At 65.1% G+C, this 21,077-nt stretch carries 18 protein-coding genes; 11 read left to right on the top strand and 7 right to left on the bottom strand.

What is annotated here, in order from left to right; genetic code table 11:
* Positions 1 to 126: 126 nt before the first annotated feature.
* Positions 127 to 1,194 carry an FUSC family protein gene (locus tag FDW83_RS08245; RefSeq protein ID WP_138137336.1) on the top strand — a complete coding sequence of 356 codons (1,068 nt, stop codon included), beginning with the start codon at positions 127 to 129 and terminating at the stop codon, positions 1,192 to 1,194.
* Between the two features lie 294 nt (positions 1,195 to 1,488).
* On the opposite strand, the gene FDW83_RS08255 is transcribed toward FDW83_RS08245, so the two are convergent.
* From FDW83_RS08255 to FDW83_RS08270, 4 genes are all read right to left on the bottom strand, one after another.
* Complete coding sequence (locus FDW83_RS08255; protein WP_138137338.1) at positions 1,489 to 3,315, bottom strand: iron ABC transporter permease; 1,827 nt, start codon at positions 3,313 to 3,315, stop codon at positions 1,489 to 1,491.
* Positions 3,312 to 4,379, bottom strand: coding sequence for an ABC transporter ATP-binding protein (locus FDW83_RS08260; RefSeq protein ID WP_138137340.1), 1,068 nt, complete (start codon positions 4,377 to 4,379; stop codon positions 3,312 to 3,314). Before FDW83_RS08260 ends, FDW83_RS08255 begins: the two co-directional genes overlap by 4 nt.
* Before the next feature lie 45 nt (positions 4,380 to 4,424).
* A complete protein-coding gene (locus tag FDW83_RS08265; protein ID WP_138137342.1) occupies positions 4,425 to 5,501 on the bottom strand; it encodes an extracellular solute-binding protein in 1,077 nt (358 codons plus the stop codon).
* A gap of 198 nt (positions 5,502 to 5,699) precedes the next feature.
* On the bottom strand, positions 5,700 to 6,203 hold the full coding sequence (locus FDW83_RS08270) for a GNAT family N-acetyltransferase (protein ID WP_138137344.1): 504 nt from the start codon (positions 6,201 to 6,203) through the stop codon (positions 5,700 to 5,702).
* 155 nt (positions 6,204 to 6,358) lie between these two features.
* Here FDW83_RS08270 and FDW83_RS08275 point away from each other — a divergent pair, with 155 nt between their 5' ends.
* Together FDW83_RS08275 and FDW83_RS08285 are read left to right on the top strand one after the other, a co-directional pair.
* Complete coding sequence (locus FDW83_RS08275; RefSeq protein ID WP_138137345.1) at positions 6,359 to 6,886, top strand: MarR family winged helix-turn-helix transcriptional regulator; 528 nt, start codon at positions 6,359 to 6,361, stop codon at positions 6,884 to 6,886.
* Positions 6,887 to 7,173: 287 nt separating this feature from the next.
* Entirely contained in the window at positions 7,174 to 8,034 is an 861-nt protein-coding gene (locus FDW83_RS08285; protein ID WP_138137349.1) for a serine/threonine-protein kinase, read from the top strand.
* Here the strand turns inward: FDW83_RS08285 and FDW83_RS08290 are convergent.
* Positions 8,031 to 8,708, bottom strand: coding sequence for a histidine phosphatase family protein (locus FDW83_RS08290; protein ID WP_138137351.1), 678 nt, complete (start codon positions 8,706 to 8,708; stop codon positions 8,031 to 8,033). The genes FDW83_RS08285 and FDW83_RS08290 overlap by 4 nt on opposite strands.
* Positions 8,709 to 8,837: 129 nt before the next feature.
* Complete coding sequence (gene purB, locus FDW83_RS08295) at positions 8,838 to 10,280, bottom strand: adenylosuccinate lyase (RefSeq protein WP_138137353.1); 1,443 nt, start codon at positions 10,278 to 10,280, stop codon at positions 8,838 to 8,840.
* A 184-nt stretch (positions 10,281 to 10,464) separates the two neighbouring features.
* On the opposite strand from purB, the gene FDW83_RS08300 reads away from it, so the two are divergent.
* Together FDW83_RS08300 and FDW83_RS08305 are read left to right on the top strand one after the other, a co-directional pair.
* Positions 10,465 to 10,767: a hypothetical protein gene (locus tag FDW83_RS08300; RefSeq protein WP_138137355.1), complete on the top strand. Its 303-nt coding sequence runs from the start codon at positions 10,465 to 10,467 to the stop codon at positions 10,765 to 10,767.
* Positions 10,768 to 10,782: 15 nt separating this feature from the next.
* Positions 10,783 to 12,135, top strand: a complete 1,353-nt coding sequence (locus FDW83_RS08305) for a hypothetical protein (protein ID WP_138137357.1) — start codon at positions 10,783 to 10,785, stop codon at positions 12,133 to 12,135.
* 16 nt (positions 12,136 to 12,151) lie between these two features.
* Here the strand turns inward: FDW83_RS08305 and FDW83_RS08310 are convergent, their stop codons facing one another.
* Positions 12,152 to 12,580 (bottom strand): phage holin family protein, encoded by a 429-nt coding sequence (locus tag FDW83_RS08310; RefSeq protein ID WP_138137359.1) that lies wholly within the window; start codon positions 12,578 to 12,580, stop codon positions 12,152 to 12,154.
* Positions 12,581 to 12,784: 204 nt separating this feature from the next.
* Here FDW83_RS08310 and FDW83_RS08315 point away from each other — a divergent pair, with 204 nt between their 5' ends.
* The 6 genes from FDW83_RS08315 to FDW83_RS08340 all read left to right on the top strand — a co-directional run bounded on the left by FDW83_RS08315 (position 12,785) and on the right by FDW83_RS08340 (position 21,077).
* A complete protein-coding gene (locus tag FDW83_RS08315; protein ID WP_138137361.1) occupies positions 12,785 to 14,149 on the top strand; it encodes a polysaccharide lyase family 1 protein in 1,365 nt (454 codons plus the stop codon).
* Positions 14,149 to 16,014: a pectinesterase family protein gene (locus FDW83_RS08320; RefSeq protein WP_138137363.1), complete on the top strand. Its 1,866-nt coding sequence runs from the start codon at positions 14,149 to 14,151 to the stop codon at positions 16,012 to 16,014. Before FDW83_RS08315 ends, FDW83_RS08320 begins: the two co-directional genes overlap by 1 nt.
* 107 nt (positions 16,015 to 16,121) lie before the next feature.
* Positions 16,122 to 17,240, top strand: a complete 1,119-nt coding sequence (locus FDW83_RS08325) for a histidinol-phosphate transaminase (protein WP_138137365.1) — start codon at positions 16,122 to 16,124, stop codon at positions 17,238 to 17,240.
* Between the two features lie 150 nt (positions 17,241 to 17,390).
* Positions 17,391 to 18,626 (top strand): pyruvate dehydrogenase (acetyl-transferring) E1 component subunit alpha, encoded by a 1,236-nt coding sequence (pdhA, locus tag FDW83_RS08330; protein WP_138137367.1) that lies wholly within the window; start codon positions 17,391 to 17,393, stop codon positions 18,624 to 18,626.
* Complete coding sequence (locus FDW83_RS08335) at positions 18,626 to 19,606, top strand: alpha-ketoacid dehydrogenase subunit beta (protein WP_138137369.1); 981 nt, start codon at positions 18,626 to 18,628, stop codon at positions 19,604 to 19,606. Before pdhA ends, FDW83_RS08335 begins: the two co-directional genes overlap by 1 nt.
* A gap of 7 nt (positions 19,607 to 19,613) precedes the next feature.
* Complete coding sequence (locus FDW83_RS08340) at positions 19,614 to 21,077, top strand: dihydrolipoamide acetyltransferase family protein (protein WP_138137371.1); 1,464 nt, start codon at positions 19,614 to 19,616, stop codon at positions 21,075 to 21,077.

Raw genomic sequence — 21,077 nt, forward strand, 5'->3', positions numbered from 1 at the left:
GCGTTGCCCGCGGGTTCCATTCATGGGAACGCAGGCGGAGGGTTTCCCGGCCTGCATCATAGGATTTAGCTTGAACGTCAGCGTGGCCGCCCGAAACATTCCGCCCAGAGGAAGGCGCAGCCCCACGTGAAGATGCTCGCTGAAATGTTCAGCATGGCCCTAGCCAACAAGGACCACCATCCCGCCCTCCGGTGCGCCGTGGGGGTCTTCGTCCCGCTGCTTACCCTGGTGCTGCTCGGCCGTCTGGACCTGGCGATCTTCGCTTCCTTTGGCGCGTTCACCGGCATCTACGGCCGCGGCGAACAGCACGGAACCCGCTTTGCCCTGCAGTTGCGGGCCGGCCTCCTGATGCTGCTGGTGATCCTGCTGGCATCGCTTGCCGCCAGGATGGAAACTGCGTGGGGACTGGGCAGCGCCGCCGCCACCTGGTTCCAGGTCCTTGCCACTACGCTGGTTGCCGGTGCGTGTTCGGTGGCCATCGCCTGGCTGCGGTTGCGCCCCGCAGGCTCCCTCTTCCACATCTTCGCCTTCGCCGCCATCGCCTCGATCCCCGGACAGCCCCCGCTGTGGCAGGGGATGCTGGTCTCGGTTCTGACCACAGCCTTTTGCCTGCTGATCGGCTTCTCCTCCCGGGTCCTGCCCAGCCACCGCACCCCCTGGACCCGGCCGCCGCGGATCCGCAGGACCCCGGACGAGAAGCGTGCGGCCTGGCTGGAAGGTTTCGGCTACCTGGTGGCCGCCGGGCTGGCCGGGTCCCTGGCAACCTGGGCCGGGGAGCGCCTCGGGTTCGGCCACAACTATTGGGCCATGGTGGCCGCCGTGGTTCCCCTGGTGGGCCACACCACCCGGCACCGCGTGCGCCGCGGCATCCAAAGGATCATCGGCACCGTGCTGGGGCTGGTGCTTATGGCCGGCGTCGTCCTGTTGGAGCTGCAGCCCTGGCAGACCGTGCTGGTGATGGCGCTCTGCCAGTTCGGCGCGGAGCTGTTCATCATCAGGCAGTACCTGGTGGCGCAGGTCTTCGTGACGCCCCTCGCGCTGATATCCACGCTCCTGGTTGTCCCGTCCTCGCCCGAAATACTGCTTCGCGACCGCATCATCGAGACGTTGATCGGAGCCGCCGTCGGAATTGCCGTGGTGCTTGCCCCGGACGCATGGCGCCGGCCAGGGCAACGTACGACGGCGGGAACCTAGGGGGCGAGCAGCCGCCGGACCGCTGCGGCGACGGCAGCAAGGTCCGGCTCGTCGTCCCGCCTGACGGTCGGCAGGTGGAGCAGGAGTCCGTCGCCGTAGTCGGCCACGTCCCGGGCCGTCGCCGTAGTCGGCCACGTCCGGGGCTGTCAGCGCATGTTCCAGGTTGCCGACCAGCAGGTGATGGCCGGCGGTCACAGCTTCCTGACGGTCCAGTGAAAAGGCCAGCCTCGCACGACGGCGGAACGCGCGCGCCGCCGCCGGAAGCGGTTTAGCTGCCTGGCCAGTACGTCCGGGTCACCGCGCAGGCACAGCGGGAACCTTGCTGTCCTCGCCGAAGACGGAGGTTGCCGACGCCGGAGGAACCTCCCCGGCAAGCGTGCCGCCCGTGCCCGGAACCGCCGGCATGCGCTTCCGTCCGCTGCGGCGGCCGGCCCGCCCGTACACGAGGTACATGGTGATCCCGGTGATGAGCATCAGGAGCACGGTGTACACAAAGGTATTCGCGATGCCCTCTGTGCCTTCGGCCCCGTCCGTGTTCGCCTTGATCACCAGGCCCAGCGGCTGGACCAGCGGGTGGGCCAAAAAGATGGCGGTGTCGTAGTCGTCCAGCAGGCTGTTGAAGTTCAAGGCGGTGATGGCGGCCGCCGCGGGCAGCACCAGCGGCAGGAGGATCCGCCGGAACACGTACAGCGTTTTGGCGCCCATGATGGCGGCGGCTTCCTCAAGCGAGGAGTTCACCGATGCGAAGGACGCCTTCAGCATGCGGAGCGTGAACGGGATCTTCACCGTGACGAACGCGATCAACAGGATCACTGTGGTCCCGGTCAGCACCGCCCCGCCCACCAGCGGGTTGGGATGGTCGTAGCTGATGATCAGGCCCAACGCCAGCAGTGCCGACGGCAGGATCCACGGGATGTGCAGCAGGTACTCGAAAGCGGACGCTACCCAGTTCCGGTACTTCTGCAGCAGGCGGGCGACAAACAAAAGACCGCCGACGGCGATGAGCGCGGCGAGGGCGCTGTACACCACGCTGACGAGGAACGGCCGCAGCCCTGACTGTTCGGTCAGAACCCGTACGTAGTTGTCGAAGGTCAGGTTTGCCAGGGACAGCTGGCCGGTCTGGATGGCGGCGCCGTCCGCGAACGAGTACAGCACAATGAGCACCACTGGAAGGGTGTACACCGCGAACAGCAGGTAGGCCACCACATGGACGGCAACGTTCGCCACCGGGTTTTGAATGTCCTGCTTCTGCAGCTCCGAGGAGACTTTGGAGACTGAGAAGTAGGTGCCGCCCTTCTCCAGGCGGGTCATCACGGCGAGCATCAGCACGGTGGCAAGGCCCAGGATCACGGCCAGCAGGGCAGCCAGGTCCCGTGACGTGGGGCTGTTCGTGAAGGTCAGGATCATGGGCGTGATGGTCTGGAAATCCCGGCCGCCCAATACCTGTGGGGCGCTCAGGGCGCCCAGGCCGGTGAGGAAGGACAGGATGGTCACCGCGAACAGTGTGGGCTTGAGCATGGGCAGGACGATGCGGCGCAGGATGGTCCACGTGGAAGCGCCAAGGTTTTTGGCCGCCTCTATGGTCTGGTAGTCAACGCTTTTCAGAGCATTCGCCACGAACAGCATGTGGTTGGTGGTGGTGGCGAAGGTCATGACCACCAGCACCGCGAAAAACCCCGAGAACCATGCCGGGTTCATGCCGGGGAACACCTTGAGGAGCAGGGAGGTGGCAATCCCCTTGTCCCCGTAGATGAACTTGTAGCCGGCGGCCAGCACGATGCCGCCGTAAATGAACGTGGTGGCGTAGCCCAGAAACAGGATCCTGGAGCCGCGGATCCGGAAGTAGTGGGTCACCAGGACAATGAAGATGCCCACCGCGTTCACCGTGATGGACAGCGCCACAGCCAGCAGGAAGCTGTTGCCCAGCGCTTTCATGGCGCGTTGCGACGAGAAGAGCTTCTCCGCCGCCCGCCCCGAAAAGTTGCCGTCCGGGAAGAAGGTGGCAATCAGGACGTTCACATTCGGCCAGACCAGGAATGCCGCAATGAACCAGGTGAGCACCACGCCCACCACCAGCACGAATGGGGAACGGGCCATCGCGCGGACCGGTGTGGAGCTCATGGCAGGGCTACCGCCGGGTCCTGCTCCCGCAGGGCAGCACCTGTGCCAGGGTGGTACTGCAGGACGTGTCCCGGCTGGAGGTAGACGGTGGTTTCCGTGCCGGGCTCGGGGTGGTCCCCGCCGTCCTCCCGCACCAGCAGCCGGATGTCCGCGCCATGGGTGCGGACCACATACCGGCTGTGCAGGCCATGGTACGTGCGGGAAACTACTTTTCCGGAGAGTCCGACGGCGGCGCCTCCGTCGGCAGGCACGTCCAGGGACGCCTTTTCCACCCGCAGGTAGGATTTGGCGTCCGTGCTGAGCCCCGCCCCGGACTGTTTGTTCACCTCGGCGACGAATTCCGGTGTGAGGGTGGAGCTGTCACCGATGAAGTTGCAGACAAACTCCGTGGCGGCGTGGTCGTAGATCTCCTGCGGAGTGCCTACCTGCTCCACCACGCCCTTGTTGAATACGGCCACCCGGTCACTCATGGCCAGGGCCTCGTCCTGGTCATGAGTGACGTAGACGGTGGTGATGCCGAACATGGCCTGCAGGTCCTTGAGCTGTTGCCGAAGCTGGTGGCGGAGCTTGGCGTCCAGGTTGGACAACGGTTCGTCCAGCAGCAGGATCTTGGGCCGCAGCACAAGGGCCCGGGCCACCGCCACCCGCTGCTGCTGCCCGCCGGACAGCTCCGCCACGTTCTTGGCCAGCTGCTCGTCGCTGAGTTCCACCCGGCGGGCAATGTCCCGTACCAGGCGGTCACTCTCCGCCGGGTTTTCCTTCCGGACCCGCAGGCCGAAGGCGATGTTCTCCCACACACTCATGCTGGGGAACAAGGCGTAGTTCTGGAACACCATGCCCACCTGCCGCTTGTCGCTTGGCAGCCGGGTAACGTCCTTGCCGTCCACCCGGACGGTGCCCCTGGCCGGCTGGATGAAGCCGGCCAAGGTGCGCAACGCCGTCGTTTTCCCGCAGCCCGAAGGCCCCAGGAGGGTAAAGAACTCGCCCGGCCGGACATGGAGGTCCAGGTTCGGGATGGCAGTGAAATCGCCGAAGGAAACTTCGATGTTGTCCAAGCGGATCATGGCAAACCTGTCTGGTGGTGCGGAAGCGGCCGGTGGAACGCCGGATTACGTCATGTATTCCAGCTCGATCTTTTCCACCCAGGCACCCATGTTTTCCTGTACGAAGTCCCAGTCGATGTCTTGCTGCTTGAGGTCGGCGAAGAAGTCCACCACCTCGGGATTCGCCTGGGACGCGGCTTCCTTGTTGACCGGCATGGAATTGAACTGCTTGGCGAACTCGCCCTGGACCTCGGCGCTGCCGAACCAGTCGATGAACTTCTGTGCCTGTTCCTTCTTGTCGGTGCCCTTGACCAGCGCGATCTGCTCCACGGCGAGGGGTACGCCCACGGACGGGATGACGGTCTCGACGTTCACGTTGAAGGACTTCTCGCGCTCGGCGATGATTGAGGACGGCATCTGCCCCATGTCCACCTCGCCGGACTGGATGCGGGCGAAGAGGTCGGTCTTGGCGACGGCGGGACTGCCGTTCTGGAAGTACTGCTCCACCTGCTTCCAGCCCTCGTCCGAGATGCCGAGGTCGCCGGAATCGTCGCGGTAGCGGCTGAGGATGCCCGCGAAAACGAGCTGGGCGGTGGCGGTCCCCAGGCCCGTCACGCGCTCGTACCGGTCCTTGAACTCATCTTTGGTCCACAGGTCCGTCCAGTCCTTCGGGGCGGCATCCTTGGAGAACTTGTCCGAGTTGTAGCCCAGCAGGATGGCCTGCTTCACCAGCGGCCAGTAGGTTTCCCCGTCAGCGAGTTCCTTGTCCACCTCGCCGGCCCAGGAGGGCTCGTACGGTTCCAGCACATCCTCGGCCTTGATCTGGGAGAAGTACATGTTGTTGAGGCCGAAAGCCACGTCCGCGATGGGATTGTTTTTCTCGGCAATGAGCTTGTTGGTGGCGTCCGCACCCCCCGCACCAACGATCTCAATCTTGAAGCCAGCCTCCGCGGCCTTCGCGGTAAGCCATTCGCCGCGGCCTTCACCATTGGAGTTGGTGTACACCACCAGGGTTTCGCCGGATCCACCGGCCGGGGCCGAGGAGGCTTCTCCTGAAGCGGCGGGGGATGTGGTTCCCCCGCCACAGCCCGCAAGAAGGGTGGCGGCGACGGTGGCGGCAACCAAACTTTGGAATTTACGCACGATCAGACTCATTTCTGGACTCGAACCGGAGCATGTCCGCACAGCCTAGCGCCGGGCATGCGGAATCAGGGGCTGTTATTGCTATCGATTCGATAAACAGCCCGGCTGATTAAGATGGTCGAGTGGGAAGAACGGGCGGGGACGTCCCGGTGAACGCCCGGTGAAACGTCTGTCTTTGACGGCCTCCGGCGTCCCCGCCTAGGCCATGGCCGTATGGGCGGCGCTGCGGGCGTTGATGGTCTTCGCGTAACAGTAGGAATGCTCCACCCCGATGTAGGGGCCAAAGTTCGGGACCGGCTCGAAGCCGGAGTTCTGGTAGAAGTTGCGCCCGTCCGGCTGGGCGGAGCCTGCTTCGGCCTTGATCCGCGTAAACCCCTGTTTGAAGGCCTCAGCTTCGAGAGCGGCCAGAATTGAGCTCGCCACCCCGGATCCCCGGGTGTAGGGAAGGACGTACAGCCGCTTGATTTCGGCCGTTGTGGCATCGAGGAGCCGCAGGCCTCCACAGCCCACAGGCTGGCCCGACCCCTTGTCGTACGCAACGATGAACACGGCGCAGTCAGCTTCCGACGGCGGCGGGCCGGGTTCATGGTCGACCGTGCCAAAACGCGCGTCCAGTTCCGCCTGCTGGGCGCGGCGCAGGTCTGCCCCGACAGGATTCGACCAGGAAACCTGCCGGATGTTCAGCCGCGGATTGGTCTGCATGTCTGCCTCGATTCGCCGAAGGATCTATGCCAGACAAGGCTAGGAGCAGGCGGTTACGCGATTGTTTCTTCCGCGTAAGCGTCAGGAGAACCGCGAGGTGCGCCTACTTATAAGTAGCTTGGCGGACTAGTAAGCAGTCTGTCTAAAATAGGTGCATGGCTTCTACTGGCAACGAAAGCTCCGGCTACTGGTATGGGCCGGACGGGCAGCTTGACTACGGTGCTGCTGTACTGAAGGCCCTGAGGGACTACCGTACTGCAGAAACGGCTGTCCGCCGGTCCACCCGCGACTCCATGGGCATGGGTGAGACGGACATCCTGGCGTTGCGCTACCTCCTGCGCGTGCAGGCCTCGGGAAAAATGGTGGTTCCAAAGGACCTCAGCCAGTTTCTCGGCATTACCAGCGCTTCCACTACCTCGCTGATAGACCGGCTGGCGGCGAGCGGCCACGTCCGCCGGGAGGCGCACCCCTCGGACCGCCGGTCCGTGGTGGTCATTCCCACGGTTGAGTCAGACCGCGAGGTCCGCGAGACGCTGGGCGCAATGCACCGCCGGATGATGTCCGTCGCCGAATCACTGACGGCAGACCAGGCCCGCGCGGTGGTGGATTTCCTGGAGCGGATGACGGAAGCGCTGGCCCTTACAGGAGAAGTTCATCCGAAAGTTGCTAGCTCGGCTAGCTAGATGGACTAGCAATATGTAGGCTTACGATCAGCCCCCAACGCACTACCAGATGGAGTCGTGAACGAGTTGATCCCCTTGAGTGGCTTTTACCAGCAGGAAACTGGCCCATCGCATTGCGCTGCACCCATGGAACTGGTCACTCCTGCAATTGGAGGGCCCGCCGTCGGCTACAGCTTTGGCACGCAGGCGCACGCGCCGGTCGAGTTGCCCCCGGTGTGGCGTTGCCAGTGCGGTTTCCAGCTTGACGCCTGGTTTCCACTTGCTGCCACTTTCCCGGCCGGCGCCGCATGACCGCCTACGCCATGGCGCCCCCGAAGCGGGGACGCCATGCCACGTTCCATGCCGGGCGCCCCGCCGTCGCAGGCCGTTTCCAGCTTCGGGAGCGCCTGGGCCGGGGGTCGGTAGCTGAAGTCTTCCGGGCGGTGGACCTTACCGGCGGCCCTGACGTTGCCGTCAAGGTGGCAGTGGACTGTTCCGCGAAGCAGCAGGAACGGATCCGCAATGAGGCTGCGGTACTCGCCGCGCTTTCGCACCCGTCAATCATCAGGTTCGTCGCCGAGGGGCCCTTTCATGAAGGCGGACCGCACAGGGGCCGTGCCTTCGTGGCCGAGGAGCTGGCCCTGGGGTACAACCTGTCCGAGGCGTCCCTCCGCAAGAGCCACAGCGCCGGCGACGTGGCCCTTTGGGCAGGCGGGCTGTTCAGCGCGCTGGCGCACATCCATGGCTGCGGACTTGTCCACCGTGACATCAAGCCCGCCAACCTGATGCTGAGCGGCCTCCGGAGAAGCCCGGTCCGCATTATCGACTTCGGCATCGCCGCCGAGGCTGGTTCGGCGCCGGAACCGGGCATGTCCTCCGGCACCGTGCACTACATGAGCCCTGAGCAGGCGTCCGGCGGTGCGGCGCAGCCGTCGTGGGACGTCTACGCCATGGGGCTTGTCCTGCTTGAACTGATGACAGGCACCAGGGCGTTTCCGGGAACCGCCATCGAGTCCCTGGTGGCCAGGACGCTCCGGAGCCCGGATGTGCCTGTGTTCCTCGGGCCCCGCTGGCGGCTTTTCCTCCGCTCCCTTACGGCTATGGATGCGGCCGAACGGCCCACGGCGGCCGAGGCGGCAGAGCTTGCAGCCCGGCTGGTCCCGGCCTAGGCTCCCGCTGTATCCCGCCCCGTAGGGTCTTCTGCGGTAGGGTCTGCGAGGGCGAGCCCGCCCACCGGGCTGCCGTCCCAGTGGATCAGCTTCCAGCCGGAGCCGGGATCCCCCTCCAAGGCCACAATTCCGGTGTTTGCCAGTACGTGCCTGGCAGCGAATTCATGGTCGGCGTCCTCCGCCCGGCGCCCGGTCCAGGTGCGGATGGCGGCGCCGTGGCTTACCACGGCTGCTGTCCCGTGCTGCCGCCGCTCCGCCTGCTCCACTACTCTGGCGATGGCTGCATCGAAGCGGCCAAAGAACTCGTGCCCGTCAGGTCCTGCGGGCATCCGCCGGTCAAGGTCTCCAGCCGCCCACGAAAAGACCGTCCCCATATAGCGTTTATGCGATTCGTGGTCCGTCAGCTTTTCCAGGGCTCCGGCCTCGATCTCGTGCAGGCCCTCCAGCACCTCTACGTCGAGGCTCTGCAGCTTTCCCAAGGGCGCAGCCGTGATCTGGGTCCTGATCAGCGTGGAAGCGTAGATTGCACCGATCGGCTCGTTTGCCAGGGACCTGGCCATGGCTTCAGCCTGCCGCTCACCGAGTTCCGTCAGGCCTGGCCCCGGATGGGCGGTATCCAGCTGGCCAAGGACGTTGCCGGGAGTCTGTCCGTGGCGGATGAGGAGCAGTTTCATGCTCTCCAGTTTCGCACTCTGCAGACGCAGCAGGTCAGGCCGGACCCCGCGCATCAAGCGGCTGAAAGCGCGAAGGCGCCGGGCTTCCCCTGCCCGGCGCCGCCGTCGTACTACCTGCCCGCCCGGGACCTACTTGAGGTGGTCCACCAACTGGTCCGCGATGCCCGTGTACTTGCCCGGCGTCAGCGCCAGCAGGCGTGCCTCGGCCTCCGGCGAGAGCCCCAGGCCCTGCACGAACTCCTGCATACGGGCGGCATCCACCCGGTGCCCGCGGGTGAGTTCCTTCAGCCGCTCGTACGGGTTTTCCATGCCCTCGACGCCGGCAATCGCCTCGGCGCGCATGACCATCTGGATCGCCTCGCCAAGGACTTCCCAGTTGGTGTCCAGGTCTCCCGCGAGGACGTCCTCGGCAACGTCAAGGCGTTCCAGGCCCTTGGCGACGTTCGAGATGGCAAGCAGCGAGTGCCCGAAGGCCACGCCGATGTTGCGCTGGCTGGAGGAGTCGGTGAGGTCGCGCTGCCAGCGGGAGGTGACGAGGGTGGCGCCCAGGGTGTCCAGCAGGCCGTTGGAGATCTCCAGGTTGGCCTCGGCGTTCTCGAAGCGGATGGGATTGACCTTGTGCGGCATGGTGGAGGAACCCGTGGCGCCGGCCACCGGGATCTGAGCGAAGTAGCCGATGGAGATGTAGCTCCAGATGTCCGTGCAGACGTTGTGCAGGATGCGGTTGAACCGGGCGACGTCCGCGTAGAGCTCCGCCTGCCAGTCGTGGCTTTCGATTTGGGTTGTGAGCGGGTTCCAGGTCAGTCCAAGCCCTTCCACGAAGGACCGTGCCACCTGCTGCCAGTCGGCGCCGGGGACGGAGGCCACGTGGGCGGCGTAGGTGCCGGTGGCGCCGTTGATCTTGCCCAGGTACTCGGTCCTGGCGATGCGGTCCAGCTGGCGGTTCAGGCGGTGGGCGATGACAGCCAGTTCCTTGCCAAGCGTGGTGGGGGTTGCGGGCTGCCCGTGCGTCCTGGACAGCATGGGGACGGCGCGGTTGTCCTCGGCCATCCTGCTGATCTGGGCCACCAGGCTGCGGGCGGCCGGCAGCCACACGTCCTCCACAGCGCCCTTGACGCCCAAAGCGTAGGACAGGTTGTTGATGTCCTCTGAGGTGCACCCGAAGTGCACCATGGCGGTCAGGTTCTCGATCCCGATGGCGGGAAGGCGGCGGCCGATGTAGTACTCCACCGCCTTTACGTCGTGGACCGTGACAGCCTCGATCTCGGCCAGTTCGGCCACCGACGCTGCGTCGAATTCGGTGACGATGGCACGAAGCCTGTCCTGCTGTTCCTGGCTGAGTTCACTGGCGCCGGGAAGGACGTTGTTGCTGGTGAGGTGGATGAGCCATTCAACTTCAACAGCCACGCGGTCGCGGTTCAGGGCGGCTTCGGACAGGTAGTCCACCAGCGGCGCGACGGTCGACTGGTAGCGGCCGTCCAGCGGACCGAGGGCGATCTTTTCCGGTGACGCGGCAAGGGCCAGGCGTCCTGAGGGCGTACGTGTAGCAGCTGTGGCGGCGGATTCAGGCATGTGCTGATTGTTTCATGAACTGCAGTTGCCCCTTAAGCGGCCTTGTTCGGGTTACTTGTCCACATAGACGACGGCGGCGCTCAGCTTGGTGGGACGCCTTCCTTAGCCTTGACGCATTAGCAGGCGCGGTACCTGGCAGGATCCGGGGCCGGGGCCGGGGCCGGGTTCGGGCAAGGGAGTGGGCATGGGGATGGTCAGCGGCGCTCTGCCGCCGGGGTCTGGTGAGCACCAGGCTGCCGAAATGTACTCTTTGGTGGCGCGGCTTGAGTCCTGCGGGGCGAGGGTGGAGGAAGTCCTGGCCGGCTCACGCGGCATCCAGCTGCTTGACTGGCAGTCGCCGGCAGGGCAGGCCTACCGGGAAACCGTGGCACGGCAGGGTGTTCAACTGGGGCAGGCATTGGACAGCTTTGAAGAAGCCAGGAGAGCCGTGGCAAGGCACGCGCAGCAGCGGGCACAGGCGGCTCCCACCGATGATAGTTGGCGCTGATGCGGGGGAACCACGGTGGACGGTGACCGCATCCGGCTTTTTGGCCCTTCCCAGGACGGGCACCTGACCATCCGGGGTGGCGCCACCGGCATCAGCGTGCAGCTTGAGGAGCTGACGGCCGGAGCGGAGAAACTGGAGGCGCTGGCTGGCAACCTCGCATTCGTTGAGCAGGAGGCCGGACGAATCCTGGATCAGCTTTGCTGGCTTGACCGGCAGCCGCCCTGGTCCGCCGTGCCATATCTGGCCGCCGTGCGGAACAGCCAATGGCGGGTTCAGGCCGCCCGGGCGGAAATGCAGCGCATCAGCAGCCAGATCAGGGCGTGCATCCGCGATTACCAGGACGCGGAATGGCGGGCGAACGTGGGCAGGTTTCTTGGCCTCGCCACCGCGGAGGAACTCGGCCGCTCCTGGAATATCAGCATTGCTTCCGGAGTGCCGGACGGCCGGACCACTGAAAGGATCATCGCCCTGATGCAGCTTACGGCGCCCGAGGTCCGGGCCCGTATTGGACAGGAGCCGTTCGTGCGGGATGCCTTGATGTTTTTGGTGGCCAATTACATCCCCCGCGACATCACCGTTCGCCGGGAGGAAAGTGTGCAAGTGGAACTCGATTCCTCACCCGCCGGCCTTCTGGAGCGGATCCGGCAGATCGACGCGCGGGGAGCCGGCTACATCGAGGTTGTCGAGGTCGATAACGGCGGGGAGAAGGTTTTTCTGGTTGTTGTGCCCGGCACCCAGGCTGCAGGTACGGGAGCCGGCCACAACAATCCGTTCGACGAGGCCGGCATTATTGAGGGGCTGCTGTACGAATCCGCCGATGTTAATACCGCCGTCCTTGACGCCCTGGCAGCCGCAGGCGCCGAACCCGGCGCGCCCGTGATTGCAGTGGAGTACAGCCAGGGCGGCATCCACGCCATGAACCTGGCAGCGGACCCCCGCGTTTCGGACCGATACGACATGAAGTACGTTCTGACTGCCGGTTCCCCCGTTGCAGGAATCGTGCTGGAGGAAGGCGTGAGCGCACTGCACTTGGAGCATGAGGCCGACTGGGTGCCCGGGAGCGATGGTGCAGCCAACCCGGAGACCCGCAGCCGGGTCACCGTCACCATGGCTAACCCTTGGGAATCCGGTGGGGACAAAGGCCTGGGCCCTGGCCACCGCCTTGACGGTTACCAGGAAGGGGCCCGTCTTGTGGCAAGCAGTGATGACCCCGCCCTGCTGCAGTCGTCCGCGGTGCTGGGCACCGTACTTGGTGCCGGTGGTGCTGCTACCGCAACCCGGTTCTCGCTCGCGCGGACCAGGGCGGCGTCAAGTGTCCTCACGCCCCAGGACCCGCGCACTCACGAACGTGGGCGTGGCGGGCGGTAGGTGAACAGCCGGGCGCCTACCGCTTCCGGCCACCGGGCAGGATTCCGGCTGCCAGCGAGACCAAAGAGATGATGATGGCTGCAAGGACCGCCGTCCAGAAGAAGGAATCGATGGTGAATTCCACCGGCGTGTAACTGCTGATCCAGGAGGTCAGGTAGAGCATTCCGGCATTGATGACGATGGTGAACAGGCCCAGGGTCAGGATGGTGATGGGCAGGGCGAGGAAACTGATGACAGGCCGGACAAGCGCGTTGACAAGGCCAAAAATCGCACCGATGAACAGGTAGGCCAGGACAACGCCTATGGTGTCCGTGCCCTCCGTAACGCCGGTCTTCGCCACCGCCTCTGAGGCTGCGGCCGTGGAGATTTCAAGTCCTGGCAAGACCCAGCTTGCCACCCACAGCGCGGCGGCATTAATGATGACCCGGAGGATAAGGGAGCCCATGGAAACCATGCTTGCATAACGGCCTGTGAATCTGCTGGGCGGGGCGTAGGCGCTTCGTGCGTCGAGGCCTCCTTGCAGTCACGTCCCGTAAATACCCTTGACAGGAGGGAAAGCGGTTTCTCACACTGTAGAAAGCGCTTTCTTGCGGTGGTGCAGTCGTCCGCCGTGTAGGCGCCCGTTCATTCCAATGGAGGAAGAGAGAACATGCGCATCAAACGTTCCTTAGCGTTCGCCGCCGCAGCAGCTGCCCTGCTTGCCATTCCGGCACAAGCAAACGCAACGCCCGGGTCATCCCAGTCATCACCAACAGGGCAGACAGCACAACAACCCGTTGAGCGCCAGGTACTTCCCTCCGGGGACGGCTGGGCGTCTGCCGGCGCGGGCACAACGGGAGGAGCTGCAGCATCGCCGGAAAGGGTCTTCGATGTGCATAACCGGGCAGGGCTCCTGGCCGCCCTCGCAGCTGCCGGCGCCGAGCCCCGGATCATTCGGGTCCACGGTGACATTTCCGCGAATAGCGGCCCGGAGGGCAAAGCACTGACCTGTGCGGATTACGCGGCTGGAACCGGATACTCCCTCCAGCAGTACCTCTACGACTATGACCCTGCCCGCTACGGCACGGACCAGGAGCCCGCAGGGGAGCAGGAATCAGCCCGCCGCCTGGCTGCCGCCAAGCAGGCAGCGACCATCCGCTGGGACATCCCCAGCAACACCACCATCGTTGGCGCCGGACCGGACAGCAGCATCACTGGGGCAGCCTTGCGCATCAACCGTGCGGAAAACGTGATCTTCCGGAACCTCACGGTCCGGGACGCGGCCGACTGCTTTCCCGCTTGGGATCCCACGGACGGTGCCACAGGGAACTGGAACAGCGAATATGATCTCTTGCAGATCATCAACGGCTCGAAGAATGTCTGGGTGGACCACTCCCACTTCACCGACGCGCCCAACCTGGACAACCTCCAGCCCACCTACTTCGGCAGGCCCTACCAGGTCCACGACGGCGCGGTGGATGTCACCAACGGTTCGGACCTCGTCACCATGTCCTACAACCGCTTTTCGGACCACGACAAACTCCTGCTGATCGGCTCCACGGACTCCACCACCAGGGGAGACGTTGGAAAACTGCGCGTCACCATCCACCACAACTCTTTCGAAAACGTGGGCCAGCGTGCACCCAGGGTCCGCTTCGGCCAGGTGGACGTCTACAACAACCACTTCGTTACTACCTCCGGGTCGCCGGTGCCCTACGGCTACACCTTCGGCGCGGGAGTTGACTCGCACATCCATGCTGAAGCCAATGCCTTCACCCTGCCCGGCAATATCCCGGCTTCAGCCATCCTTGGGCACTTCAAGGGCAAGGTGATCACCACGGCCGGGAACACTGTCAACGGTAAACTCGTGGACCTTCGCGCTGCCTATAACACCGCCGCTGCCGCTGACAAGCAACTGGCCGAGGACACATCGTGGACGCCTACGCTGCGGACGCAGGTCCATCCGGCGCAGGCAGTACCGGCGCTGCTCAAGGATCATGTGGGACCGGTCTTCGCGGCGGGAGAAAAACACTGATGCGGGACTTCAGGCCCACCCGCCGGACGGTCCTTACCGCCGTCACCGCAGCAGCTGTCCTTGCCGGACCGGGAGCGCCTGCCCACGCTGTTACCCGGCCGGCTGCGCCGCGTATGCGAACCAACCCGGTGATTCTCGTTGTTGGTGATTCCACGTCCTCCGTCTGCCAGCACTCAGAGCGGCCCCGTGCAGGCTGGGGCCAGGCCCTCCCGCTGCTCCTCGGCCCGCAGGCATCCGTCTTCGACTACGCCTGGTCCGGCGCTTCGTCCAGGAGCTATTCCGACGCCGGTTTGCTGGACGAGGTGGCGTCCGCGCTGCAACCCGGCGACTACCTGCTCATTTCCTTCGGCCACAACGATGAAAAAGTGGAGGACCCCGCCCGGGGCACGGAGCCCCAGACCACGTTCAAGGAGTACCTGCAGAAGTACATTGATGCTGCAGTCTCGGCCGCAGCCAAACCGGTCCTCGTCACGCCGGTTGAACGCCGGAGGTTCAGCCCCCTGGGTGTCGCCCAGGACTCTCATGGCGCCTATCCGCAGGCCGTCCGGGAACTGGCAGCAGCCACCGGAACCCCACTGGTGGACCTCACCACGTCATCCAAGGAACTGTGGCAGCAGCTCGGCCCGGAGGGAACCAAAACCCATTTCCTCTACGCCACGCCCGGCCAGTACCCCCAGTATCCCAATGGCGTTACGGACAATACACATTTTCAGGCCGAGGGAGCGCTGGCTGTAGCAAGGCTTGTCGCTGCCGGGCTGCAGGTGCAACAGATAACGCCGCCGGGTTGGTTCCAGCACGCCGATGCGCCGCTGGACGCGCTTGCAGGCATCTACTGGCCAAGCGAGCGGCCAGTGGACAAACCGCTGGTCCTGGAAGTCGGGGCGGGACGCCAGTTCGGGACAGTGCAGGCCGCCGTCGACTCCGTGCCCGCAAACAGCACGCGCCGTACGGAGATCCGTATTGCGCCCGGTACCTACCGCGGGCTTGTCCGGGTTCCGGCCAACAAGCCACGGATTTCTTTCATTGGGCTTGGGCAGACACCGGAGGAGGTGGTGCTCGTCTACAACAACGCCTCGGGCACCCCCAAACCGGACGGAACCGGAGCCTATGGAACAGGCGGCAGCGCCAGCGTGCGGATCGACGGGCCGGAATTCCTTGCCCGGAACATCACGTTCAGCAACGACTTCGACGAAGCCGCCAACCAGGACATGAAGAACCGCCAGGCGGTGGCACTGTTCCTGGCAGGGGACCGCGCGGTCCTTTCCAATGTCCGGTGCCTGGGCAACCAGGACACACTCCTTGTTGACTCCCCCGCCCGCGGGGTGCAGGCCAGGTCGTACTTTAGTGACTCGTACATCGAGGGAGACGTTGACTTCATCTTTGGCAGGGGCACAGCCGTCTTCTCTTCCTGTGAGATCCGCTCCCTGGACCGGCGGTCGGACAGCAACAACGGTTACGTCTCCGCGGGCAGCGCCAATATTGGAATCAAGCACGGATACCTGTTCACCCAATGCCGCTTTGTGTCGGACGCAGCGGCAGGAACTGTCCATCTGGGCAGGCCCTGGCATCCGGGTGGAGATCCGGACGCCATCGCCCAGGTGCTGGTCCGGGATTCCTGGCTGGGCGCGCACATCTCCGACGCGCCGTGGACAGACATGAGCGGCTTTTCCTGGCGGGAGGCCCGCTTCCACGAGTTCAACAACAACGGGCCCGGATCGCGGATCACTTCCAACAGGCCGCAACTTGAACCGGGCCTGGCCGCAGAGTTCACCGTGCAGGATTATCTTCACGGAGCGGATGCGTGGGCGCCACAGCTGGCGGGCAGTCGGGCCGACAGCACGGCACTTCAGGTGCCGGCGTCTTAGGCCACTCCTGAAGGACAGGAAGCCGGGCGGGGCGTGCCAACGGCAGGTCCCGCCCGCCGTAAACAGTCACGCTCCCTGTGCGCGGCAGGAGAAGTAGGCTGGTCTGCATGACGTCATCAGAGACCGTGGCCGACGGAATTGCGCCGCGCCCGGTCGTGGGCCGGTTGCCGCGCTACGCCGCCGGAAAGCCGCCTACGGCCGTCGAGGGACTGGCAAGCTACAAGCTGTCCTCCAACGAGAATCCGCTCCCGCCAATCCCCGCGGTATTGGAGGCCGTTGCGCGGCAGGCGGATTTCAACCGGTATCCGGACCCACTCAGTACCCGCCTGCGTGCCGCGCTCGCCGACTTCCTGGATGTTCCCGCGGAGGACATTGTCACGGGGGCGGGCAGCTTGGGTGCGCTGAACCAGATCCTGGCCGCGTTCGCGGGCCAGAACGATGACGGCAAGCCGGATGAGGTGGTCTATGCCTGGCGTTCCTTCGAGGCCTATCCCATCAGCGTAGGCCTGGCCGGAGCACAGGGCGTACCCGTCCCCGTGACACCGGACGGCCGGCACGACCTGGAGGCCATGGCCGCCGCGGTTACCGCCCGCACCAGGGTGGTCCTGCTGTGCACACCGAACAATCCCACCGGCCCCGCGCTCACTGCAACGGAGACCGAAGCATTCATCCGCTCCGTCCCATCCAACGTGGTGGTGGTGATTGACGAGGCATACCAGGAGTTCGTCAGGGCGTCCGACGCCGTGGACGGCCTGGCACTTTACCGCAAATACCCAAACGTAGTGGTGCTCCGCACCTTCTCCAAAGCCCATGGCCTGGCCGGGCTTCGGGTGGGTTACAGCGTCTCCAAGCCAGGGCTGACGCAGTACCTCAGGGTGGCGGCCACACCGTTCGCCGTGTCGCAAATAGCCGAAAAAGCAGCCATCGTGTCCTTGCAGAACTTTCCGCAAGTTATAGAAAGGGTACAAAGGCTCGTGGATGAACGGGCACGAGTGGCGGCAGGGCTGAAGGATCTGGGCTGGAACCTGCCGGACGCGCAAGGGAACTTTGTGTGGCTGGCCTTGGGCCATCACAGCTCCCGTTTTGCGGAGCTTGCAGCGGAACATGCATTGTCCGTGAGGGCTTTTCCCGGCGAAGGCGTGCGGGTGACCATCGGCGAGCCCGAGGCGAACACGAGGTTCCTTCACCTGTGTGCGGACTATACAAAGGCTACGAAGCCTTCCTAGCGCTTAACAAGTGGTTCCGTGGCTACCTACTGAAGATAAAGTTAGGATCAGTAAGCCATCATATATGCCGCACAGGGAATGTATTCCGTGAAAGGCATATATTCCAGCGATATTGCAGAGCATCCGGATGCGGGCAAGCAAGGAGACGGTATGGGCACACATCTGCCTTCCACCGAATTTGACGGAACAGCGGTTGACGATCAGCGGGAAGCTGATGCGGAAGCCGTGATGGGCGAGCCGCCGGCCCAGATGGTGCAACTGCTGGGTCCCGACGGTACGTTGGCCGCCGACCCCGTCTACAGCGAATATGCCAACAGGCTGACCCCGGAGGACCTGAGGGGACTCTACGCCGACATGGCGTCCATCCGCCGGTTCGACATTGAGGCTACTGCCCTGCAGCGGCAGGGACAGCTGGCGCTCTGGGTGCCGCTCACCGGCCAGGAGGCCGCGCAGATCGGTTCCGGCAGGGCCAGCCAGCCGCAGGACTACATCTTCCCCACCTACCGGGAACACGGCGTGGCGCTGACCCGCAACGTGGATCTGGCCGAACTCCTCCGCCAGTTCCGTGGCGTGTCCAACGGCGGCTGGAATCCCAAGGACACCAACTTCCACCTCTACACGCTTGTCCTTGCCGCCCAGACACTGCATGCCGTGGGCTACGCGATGGGCATCCAGAGGGACCAGAAGTCCGCCGCCCAGGCGGCCAAGGAGCCGGACGCCGCTGTCATCGCCTATTTCGGGGACGGTGCCAGCTCGGAAGGCGACGTCCACGAATCGATGGTCTTCGCCTCGTCCTACAACGCGCCGGTGGTGTTCTTTTGCCAAAACAACCACTGGGCCATCTCTGTTCCCACCAACGTCCAGACCCGCGTCCCGCTGTCCAACCGCGCCAAAGGGTACGGCTTTCCCGGCATCCGGGTGGACGGGAACGACGTCATCGCCGTGCACGCCGTCACCGAGTGGGCGCTCGAACATGCACGCCAGGGCAAGGGCCCGGTACTGATTGAGGCATTCACCTACCGCGTCGGCGCGCATACCACCGCCGATGACCCCACGAAGTACCGGCACTCTGCGGAAGAGGACGCCTGGCGTGCAAAGGATCCGCTGTTGCGGCTCGAAAAATACCTCCGCGCCGAGGACCTCGCCGATGACGCCTTCTTCGCAAAGGTCAAGGCCGACGGCGATGATCTCGCCGCCTACGTCCGGCGGACCACCCACGACCTCGAAACCCCGGATATCCGTTCCGCCTTCGCCAACACCTACGCCGAGGCCCACCCCCTGGTGGCAGAAGAGCTCGCATGGTTCGAGGAGTACAGCTCAGGGTTCGCCGGCGAAGAGGAGTTGGACGCGGAAAACGCCGGACCGGCAGCAAAGGCAGGCCACTGATGACCACCATGACCATCGCCAAGGCCATCAATGAGGGCCTGCGCGCCACCCTGGCAGGCAACCCGAAGTCGCTGCTGATGGGTGAAGACATCGGTCCGCTCGGCGGTGTGTACCGGGTCACTGACGGGCTGATCGGCGAGTTCGGGCCGGACCGCGTGGTGGACACCCCGCTGGCGGAGTCCGGCATCATCGGCACCGCCATCGGCCTCGCCCTCCGCGGCTACAGCCCGGTCTGCGAGATCCAGTTCGACGGCTTCGTCTTCCCCGGCTTCAACCAGATCACCACCCAGCTGGCCAAGATGCATGCCCGCAGCAACGGCAACCTCACCGTCCCGGTGGTGGTGCGCATCCCGTACGGCGGCGGCATCGGTTCCGTGGAGCACCACTCCGAATCACCGGAAGCGCTCTTCGCGCACACCGCAGGCCTGCGCATTATTACCCCGTCCAACCCGCATGACGCCTACTGGATGATCCAGCAGGCGGTGGAGTGCGCGGATCCGGTCATTATCTTCGAACCCAAGCGCCGCTACTGGCTCAAGGGCGAGGTGGATGTGGAGTCGCCCGGCCCCTCAGCGGATCCGTTCAAGGCCCACGTCCTCCGGGAAGGCACCGACGCCACCATCGTGGCCTACGGGCCCCTGGTCCCCGTGGCCCTGGCGGCGGCAAACGCCGCGGAGGAGGACGGCCGCAGCGTGGAAGTGATCGACCTCCGCAGCATCTCCCCGCTGGACTTCGATACGGTCACAGCCTCGGTGCAAAAGACCGGGCGGCTCATCGTGGCGCATGAGGCCCCCACGTTCGGCGGCATCGGCGGCGAAATCGCGGCGCGGGTCAGCGAACGCGCCTTCCATTCGCTCGAAGCCCCTGTGATCCGCGTGGGCGGCTTCCATATGCCGTACCCCGTTGCCAAGGTTGAAGAAGACTACCTTCCGGACATCGACCGCATCCTGGAGGCGCTGGACCGCGCCCTCTCCTACTGAGGACACCATGACTCTCAATAAGTTCAACCTGCCGGACGTCGGCGAGGGCCTCACCGAGGCGGAAATTGTTTCGTGGAAGGTCAAGCCGGGGGACGCCGTCGCCATCAACGACATCCTCTGCGAGATCGAGACGGCCAAGTCGATCGTGGAACTGCCTTCCCCCTTCGCCGGGACCGTCAGGGAGTTGCTGGTCCCTGAAGGGGTAACCATCGACGTCGGGACCGCCATCATCAGCGTGAGTGACGACGTGTCCGGCGACCCCACGCCGCCGGACACGCGCGCCCCGGAAACTCCCGTGCAGCCGCTCTACGGCAAGCTGCCCGAGGGGGAGGGGGCGGCAGGAACGCCCGACGGCGGCACTCAGGAAAGTGCCCCGGCCGGTGGTCCGCTGGTGGGTTCCGGGCCCAAGGCCGATGCCGTCAAGCGACGGCCCCGCAAAGCGGCTCCCGCTGCTGCCGTGGCGGCCAACGCGCCGGAAGTGGAGCCGGTCCAGCCGCTGACGCCCGCCGCCGTAACCACCCCGGTTGCTCCCGCCGTCGATACCCGCCCCACCCTGGGCGGCACCATCACCGGCCTGGTCAACCGTGTCCTGGCCAAGCCCCCGGTCCGCAAGATTGCCCGTGACCTGGGCATCGACCTCGCCGACGTAGTGGCCACCGGCTCCAGGGGCGAGGTGACCCGCGAGGACCTGGTGAGCTACCAGGCGCAGCGCGACGCCGAACTGGACAAGGCGGACGGGTTCTGGGGCAAGGCCGGCAGGCCGCAGGATCAGCGGATTGAACGGATCCCGGTCAAGGGCGTCCGGAAGGCAACGGCAAAAGCGATGGTGGAATCCGCCTTCTCCGCCCCGCACGTCAGCATCTTCGTGGATGTGGATGCCAGCCGCACCATGGAGTTCGTCAAGCGGCTCAAGGCGTCCCGGGACTTCGAGGGCATCAGAATTTCACCGCTGCTCATCCTGGCCAAGGCGGTGATCTGGGCCGCCGCCCGCAACCCGAGCGTCAATGCGGCGTGGGTGGACAACGGAGACGGCGCCGAAATCCATGTCAAGCACTACATGAACCTGGGCATCGCGGCCGCAACGCCGCGGGGCCTGATGGTACCGAACATCAAGAACGCCCAGGACCTGTCCCTCAAGGAGCTGGCGCTGGCCCTGAACAACCTGGCCACGACAGCCCGGGCCGGCAAGACCCAGCCGGCCGAAATGCAGGGCGGCACGCTCACCATCACCAACATCGGTGCCTTGGGTATCGATACCGGCACTCCCATCATCAACCCCGGCGAGGTGGCCATCGTCGCCTTCGGCACCATCAAGCAGAAGCCCTGGGTCCTTGACGGCGAGGTAATTCCCCGCTGGATCACCACCCTTGGTGGTTCCTTCGACCACCGCGTGGTGGACGGTGACCTGTCCGCCCGCTTTATGGCCGACGTCGCCGCCATCCTGGAAGAGCCCGCGCTGCTGCTGGACTGA

It is taken from the genome of Pseudarthrobacter sp. NamE2 (genome assembly GCF_005796205.1).
In the GTDB taxonomy this organism is placed as follows: Bacteria; Actinomycetota; Actinomycetes; order Actinomycetales; family Micrococcaceae; genus Arthrobacter.